The following is a 6,615-nucleotide window of genomic DNA, read 5'->3' on the forward strand; positions in this document are numbered from 1 at the left end:
GCGGCGAGGGCGATGGGGATGGAGATGACGGCCTGCGCGTGTTAGGCGCTGGTGTTCTGCTCCTTGACCTGAGAGACGAACATGGGCACAGGATCGGGCGGTTGTGGCCGACCCCACATCCGCCCGGATACTCAGACCGGTACTCAGACCGGGCCCCGCGCGGGGCCGGCCGGAAGGCGGTCGGAAGGCGGTCGGAACGCCGGCCGGGAGGCGGACGGAAGACGGCCGGGAGGTCGGTCCGAAGGCCGGTCAGAAGGCGGAGACGCCGGTGAGCGCGCGGCCGATGATGAGCTTCTGGATCTGGCTGGTGCCCTCGTAGAGGGTCATCACGCGGGCGTCCCGCAGCAGCTTGCCGACCGGGTACTCGTCGATGTAGCCGTAGCCGCCGAAGACCTGGAGGGCGTTGTTGGCGGAGCGGACCGCGGCCTCGGAGGCGTACAGCTTGGCCTGGGAGGCGGCGGTGGCGAACTCCTCGCCCCGGTCGACGAGGTCGGCGACGCGCCAGGTCAGCAGCCGGGCCGCGTCCACGTCGACGGCGATGTCGCTGATGAGCTCCTGGACGAGCTGGTACGAGGCGATGGGCTTGCCGAACTGCTCGCGCTCCCCCGCGTAGCGCACGGCGGCGTCGAGGGCGGCCTGGGCGATGCCGACGCAGCCGGCCGCGACCGACATCCGGCCCTTGGCGAGGGCGGACATGGCGACGGAGAAGCCCTTCCCCTCGGGGCCGAGCATCGCGGAGGCCGGGACGCGCACGCCCTCCAGGGCCAGTTCGGCGGTGGCCTGGCCGCGCAGGCCGAGCTTGCCGTGGATGGCGCGGCGGGTGAGGCCGGGGGTGTCGGTGGGGACGAGGAAGGCGGAGACGCCCTTGTGTCCGGGGGCGTCGCCGGTCCGCGCGAAGAGCAGGACGACGTCGGCCCAGGTGCCGTTGGTGATGAACATCTTGGCGCCGTCGATCACGTAGTCGTCGCCGTCGCGGACGGCCCGGGTGCTCAGGTTCCCCGCGTCGGAGCCGGTGCCGGGCTCGGTCAGGCCGAAGCAGCCGAGGGCGTCGCCGGAGGCGAGCCGGGGCAGCCAGGCCCGCTTCTGCTCCTCGCTGCCCCAGGAGGCGATGGTCTTGGCGACCAGGCCGAGCGAGACGGAGACGATCCCGCGCACGGAGGAGTCGCCGCGCCCCAGCTCCTCGGTGACGAGGCAGTACGCGAGGTGGTCGCCGCCGGAACCGCCGTACTCCTCCGGGATCGTGAGCCCGAGGAAGCCGACCGCGCCGAGCTTCTTCACGATGCCCCGGTCCACCTCCTCGGCACGGTCCCACGCGACGACGTGCGGGGCGACCTCGCGGGCGACGAAGTCCTCGGCGAGCCGCCGCACGTCCTGCTGCTCCTCGCTCAGCGCCAGATCCACGGTGCCACCTCACCCATCCATTTAATTACCACTGCTAGTTTTATCGGTGCGGGGCCTACTATGTGCGCCATGGCCCGACCGCGCAAGCCCCTGCTCAGCCGAGACCGCATCGTCGAGACGGCGGGCGCCCTCGTCGACGCGGAGGGCCTGGCCGCCCTCTCGACGCGCCGGCTCGCGGCCGAGCTCGGGGTGAGCGGACCCTCGCTCTACAACCACTTCCGCACCAAGGACGAGATCCTGGACGCGGTCGCGGACGCCGTGAGCGCCAAGATCGACCTGTCGATGTTCGAGCCCGACGACCCGCGCGACTGGCGCACCGCCCTGCACGACTGGGCGCTCTCCTACCGGGCGGCCCTCGCCGACCACCCGCACATCGTCCCGGTCCTCGCCCAGGGGCCCGGCCGCCGCCCGGCCGGCCTGAAGGTCGCCGACGCGGTGTTCGGCGCGATGGTCCGGGCCGGCTGGCCGCCCGCCCAGGCCACCCACATCGGCGCCCTGATGCGGTACTTCGTCACCGGCTCGGCCCTCGGCTCCTTCGCGCGCGGCTTCGTGGACGACGAGTCGGCGTACGACCCCGCCGACTACCCCCACCTCGGCCAGGCGCACCGCCTCGCGGAGCACCGCGAGAAGGTCGACGAGGGCGCCTTCACCACGGGCCTGCGCGCCCTGCTCGACGGCCTGGGGGCGCAGTACGAGCGGGAGGCGCGCATTTCGGGGCGGGCCGAAACGTGAGCGCGGGATGCTGGAGCCATGGGAGCCAGTGATCTCGCCGCGTTCGCGGCGCTCTTCGCGGAGGAGAGCCGGGCCGCGATGCTGCTCGCCCTGCTCGACGGGCGGGCCTGGACGGCGGGCGAACTCGCCCGCCACGCGCGCGTGGCGCCGTCCACGGCGACCGAGCACCTGGGGAAGCTGGTCGCGGGCGGGGTGCTCGCGGAGGAGCGGCAGGGTCGGCACCGGTACGTGCGGCTCGCCGGCCCCGCGATCGCGCAGCTCGTCGAGGAGCTGGCGAACCTCGCCGGGCCGGGCGCGGACGAGCCGCCCCGGTCGCTGGCCGCCGCGAGCGCCGGGCGGGCGATGGCCCGGGGCCGCACCTGCTACGACCACCTCGCCGGGCGGCTCGGGACCACCGTCACGGACGCGCTCACGGCACGCGGACTGCTCCGCCAGGACACCGGCTTCGCCCTCACGGACGACGGTCTGGAGTGGTTCGCGGGGCTCGGCGTCCCGCTCGCGCCGAAGGGGAAGCGGCCGCTCGCGCGCGGCTGCCTGGACTGGACCGAGCGCCGCCCGCACCTCGCGGGGCTCGCGGGAGCGGCGCTCTGCGCGCACGCGCTGGACAGCGGCTGGTGCGTACGGATCGGGTCGGCGCGCGCGGTGAAGGTCACCCCGGCCGGGGAGCGGGCGCTGTGGCGGGAGCTGGGGATCGAGGCGGACGCGCTGCGGTGAGCCGAGGGGGCTCCGGGCGCGAGGGCCGGACCGGGCGGGCGATATTGCGGTGTGGACCGAAGGGTGGGGGTCCTACCGTCGGGGGCATGCCGAAATCCGTCTCCTCCGCCCGGCTCGCGGTCGCCGCCGCCGGGGTCACCGTCGTCCTGTGGGCATCCGCCTTCGTCTCCATCCGCAGCGCCGGGGCCGCGTACTCCCCCGGCGCGCTCGCCCTCGGGCGGCTGCTCGCCGGGGCGCTGGTCCTCGGGGTCGTCCTCCTGGCACGGCGGGAGGGGCTGCCGCCCCGGGCCGCCTGGCCGGGGATCCTCGTCTCCGGGCTGCTCTGGTTCGGGGTGTACATGGTGGTGCTGAACTGGGGCGAGCAGGAGGTGGACGCCGGGACGGCCGCGATGCTCGTGAACATCGGACCGATCCTGATCGCGCTGCTCGGCGCCCGTTTCCTGGGCGAGCGGCTGCCGCCGCGCCTGCTGGCCGGCATGGCGGTGTCCTTCGCCGGCGCGGTGGCCGTGGGGCTCTCGATGTCCGGCGAGGACGGTCACGCCTCGGTGCTGGGCGTCGCACTCTGCCTGCTGGCGGCGGTGGCGTACGCGGGCGGCGTCGTGGCACAGAAGCCCGCCCTCGCCCACGCGAGCGCGCTCCAGGTGACGACGTTCGGCTGCGCGATCGGCGCGGCGGCCTGTCTGCCGTTCGCCGGGCAGCTGGTGACGGAGGCGGCGCGGGCGCCGCTGTCGGCGACCGCGAACATGGTCTACCTCGGGGTGTTCCCGACCGCGCTCGCCTTCACGACCTGGGCGTACGCGCTGGCGCGGACGACCGCGGGACGGATGGGCGCGACGACGTACGCCGTGCCCGCGCTGGTCGTCCTGATGGCCTGGGCGCTGCTCGGCGAGCTGCCCGGGGCGCTGACGCTGCTGGGCGGCGCGCTGTGTCTGGCGGGGGTGGCGGTGTCCCGGTCCCGCCCGCGTGTCTCCGCCATCCCGGTGTCAAGGGCGGGCGCCGGCCTGGAGGAGGCCGCGGGCGAACGCCGCGAGTGAGGTGCCGATCCGCTCGACGGAGAGCCCGAGTTCGTGCCGCTGGAAGGCGAACAGCTCGGGCGAGAGCGGGGCGAGCACGGTGTCGACGAGGGCGTCGGGGTCCTCGGTGCCGTGGGCGACGAGCAGGGTGCGGACGTGGACCCTCCAGAAGCCGTACGCGCCGGTGCGGAAGCGTTCGGGGCCGGTCTCGGCTCCGAGCGCCAGCGGGAGGTGCTTCTCCAGGAGGTCGAGCATCGCGAGGTAGAAGGCGGCGAGCCGCTCCCCCGCCGGGGCGCCGGGACCCAGCGGCGGGGGGCCGTAGACGAGTTGGCCCTGGAGCAGGCGCTCGTGCTCGTCGAGCAGCGCCACCGCGACCGAGGACGGGTCGGGGAAGCTCCGGTAGAGGGTGGCGCGGCCGACGCCGGCGGCCTTGGCGATGCGGTCCATGGTGACGGTCCGGGGGTCGCCCTCGGAGAAGAGCCGTTCGGCCGCGGCGAGGATCTGGGCGCGGTTCCGCTCCGCGTCGGCACGGCGGCGCGGGGCGGTGGCCGGGCGGGCGTCGACCTGGAGGTCGCCCGCGGCCAGGAGGTCGCCGGCGGGCAGCGGGTCGCCGGCCGGCCCGAGCAGCCCGGCCAGGTCCCGCTCGGCGGGGGTGGGGCGGTCCGCCGGACGGCGGGCCGCCCCCTTCGTCTTCTGCGCCGGGTCCTCCGGGGGACCGTGCCGCTCGTGGTCGCTCATGGGTCGACCCTACTTCTCTTTCACTCAAGTGGACACCTTGTCCGTTTGAGTTTCCCTGTGGCACTCTAAATGGACACGGCGTCCGCTTGCGGGGTTCGTCGTCCTGCCCTGCCCAGCAGTTCCACGAGGGAGATCCCTGATGCACACCGCACTGCTCGCCGTCGCACTGCTCGTCGGCTGCCTCCTCGCCGTCCAGGCGTCGGCCAACCTCCAGCTCAACTCCGCCGTCGGTACCCCGTACGGCGCCTCGACGCTCCAGCTGGGCGTCGCCACGACCCTGCTGGCCGCCCTGGCGCTGGCCGCCGGGACCCTCGGCGCGCTGGGGAGACTCCCGGACGTACCGCCCTGGCAACTGCTCGGCGGACTGGCGAGTCCGCTCTACATCACCAGCGGCATCCTGCTCTTCCCCCGGCTCGGCGCCCTGGCGAGCGTCGGACTCTTCGTCACCGGCCAGATGTTCGCCTCGCTCGCCCTCGACCTCTTCGGCCTGCTCGGCCTGGAGCGGCAGGGGCTCAGCGCCGGCACGGTCCTCGGCGCGGCCGCCGTCCTCGCCGGCATCGTCGTGATCATCCGGGGCGGGCGCGGCGCGGCCCCCGCGGGCGCCGCCGGACTCTCGGCCGCCGCCCGGGCGGGCTGGCTCGTCCTGGGGATCGTCGCGGGCGGGGTCCTGCCGGTGCAGGGCGCGGTCAACGCCCAGCTGCGGGAACGGCTCGACGCGCCGCTCACCGTCGCCGTGATCAGCTTCGCCGTCGCGACCTTCACCATCGCCGTCGTCCTGCTGGTGCTGCGGGCCACCCGGCGCACCCCGGCCCCGCGCGTCGCCCCGCTGAAGAAGATGCCCTGGTGGGGCTGGCTCGGCGGGGCCTGCGCCGCCGCGTACGTGACCGGCACCTTCCTGCTCATACCGGCCATCGGCGCCGCCGTGACCATCGCGCTCACCGTGACGGGCCAGCAGCTGACCTCGGCCCTCATCGACCACAAGGGGCTCTTCCGGCTGCCCCGGCGCCCCCTCACCCGGCCGCGCGCGCTCGGCCTCGCGCTGCTGCTCGCCGGCTCGCTCACCATCCAGCTCGCCTGAACGGCCCGCAGTACGCCCGTCTCCATGCCCGTCCGAACGTCCACCTCAAAGCCCGTCTGAACGCCCGTCCGAACGTCAGCCCGCACGAAGGGAACCCGGCCCATGTCCGAGAACACCGCCGAGAGGACCACGGCGCCCGCCGCAGTCGAGACGCCGCCGCCCGGAGTGGTCGTCGTCCACTCCGACCTCTGGTGCTCGTTCGCGCACCTCGCGATCCACCGGCTGCACACCACCCGGGCCCGGCTGGGCCTGGAGGACCGGGTCGCCTTCGACCTGCGCGCCTTCCCGCTGGAGCTGCTCAACGACGCCCCGAGCCCGCGCCCCGGCACCGACAGCGAGGTGGCCCGGATGGCGTCGCTGGAGCCGGCGGCGGGGTGGCAGCTGTGGCAGGCGAAGGACTGGCTCTACCCGTCCACGACCCTGCCGGCCCTCGAAGCGGTGCTCGCCACCAAGGAGCAGTCCCTGCGCGCCTCTGAACTGCTCGACCTGGGGCTGCGCCGGGCGTTCTGGGCCGAGTCCCGGTGCGTGAGCAACCGGCGGGTCATCCTGGACGTCGCCAAGGAGACCGGTGCTGTCGACGTGGTCGCGCTGGAGGAGGCCCTCGACGACGGCCGGGCCCGCCGCGCGCTCGCCGAGCAGACCGCCCTGTCGCGGACCGACGCCATCCGGTGCAGCCCGCACCTCTTCCTGCCGGACGGCACCGACGTCGCCAACCCCGGCATCGAGGTGGGCTGGGAGGGGGCGTACGGCATCGGCTGGCCGGTGGTGCACGGCGACGACCCGCGGGTGTACGAGGACATCCTGCTGCGGGCCGCCGCCTGAGCCGTGGGGGGGGGGGGGGCGCCGGGGGGGGCGGGGGGGGGGGGGGCCACCGGGTGCTAAAACGACGTGGGCGGGGGCGCCCCTGGCCCCGACCATTGGGGGGAATGCGCGCGGGAG

At 74.8% G+C, this 6,615-nt stretch carries 7 protein-coding genes; 5 read left to right on the top strand and 2 right to left on the bottom strand.

Annotation, left to right across the window (positions count from 1 at the left end):
• Positions 1-249 precede the first annotated feature (249 nt).
• Positions 250-1,401, bottom strand: a complete 1,152-nt coding sequence (locus ACFW1I_RS37535) for an acyl-CoA dehydrogenase family protein (RefSeq protein ID WP_384678473.1) — start codon at positions 1,399-1,401, stop codon at positions 250-252.
• A gap of 69 nt (positions 1,402-1,470) precedes the next feature.
• Here ACFW1I_RS37535 and ACFW1I_RS37540 point away from each other — a divergent pair, with 69 nt between their 5' ends.
• From ACFW1I_RS37540 to ACFW1I_RS37550, 3 genes are all read left to right on the top strand, one after another.
• Complete coding sequence (locus tag ACFW1I_RS37540) at positions 1,471-2,133, top strand: TetR/AcrR family transcriptional regulator (protein ID WP_384678475.1); 663 nt, start codon at positions 1,471-1,473, stop codon at positions 2,131-2,133.
• Positions 2,134-2,151: 18 nt separating this feature from the next.
• Positions 2,152-2,847 (top strand): ArsR/SmtB family transcription factor, encoded by a 696-nt coding sequence (locus ACFW1I_RS37545; protein ID WP_384678477.1) that lies wholly within the window; start codon positions 2,152-2,154, stop codon positions 2,845-2,847.
• Positions 2,848-2,933: 86 nt separating this feature from the next.
• Positions 2,934-3,881 (top strand): DMT family transporter, encoded by a 948-nt coding sequence (locus tag ACFW1I_RS37550; RefSeq protein WP_384678479.1) that lies wholly within the window; start codon positions 2,934-2,936, stop codon positions 3,879-3,881.
• Here ACFW1I_RS37550 and ACFW1I_RS37555 read toward each other — a convergent pair.
• Positions 3,831-4,445 (bottom strand): TetR/AcrR family transcriptional regulator, encoded by a 615-nt coding sequence (locus ACFW1I_RS37555; protein WP_384678485.1) that lies wholly within the window; start codon positions 4,443-4,445, stop codon positions 3,831-3,833. The genes ACFW1I_RS37550 and ACFW1I_RS37555 overlap by 51 nt on opposite strands.
• A 292-nt stretch (positions 4,446-4,737) precedes the next feature.
• Here ACFW1I_RS37555 and ACFW1I_RS37560 point away from each other — a divergent pair, with 292 nt between their 5' ends.
• Both ACFW1I_RS37560 and ACFW1I_RS37565 read left to right on the top strand, forming a co-directional pair.
• Complete coding sequence (locus ACFW1I_RS37560) at positions 4,738-5,676, top strand: DMT family transporter (protein ID WP_384678481.1); 939 nt, start codon at positions 4,738-4,740, stop codon at positions 5,674-5,676.
• Positions 5,677-5,778: 102 nt separating this feature from the next.
• Positions 5,779-6,498 carry a DsbA family protein gene (locus ACFW1I_RS37565; RefSeq protein ID WP_384678483.1) on the top strand — a complete coding sequence of 240 codons (720 nt, stop codon included), beginning with the start codon at positions 5,779-5,781 and terminating at the stop codon, positions 6,496-6,498.
• Positions 6,499-6,615: the final 117 nt, after the last annotated feature.

Source organism: Streptomyces sp. NPDC058955 (assembly GCF_042741435.1).
Lineage (GTDB): Bacteria > Actinomycetota > Actinomycetes > Streptomycetales > Streptomycetaceae > Streptomyces.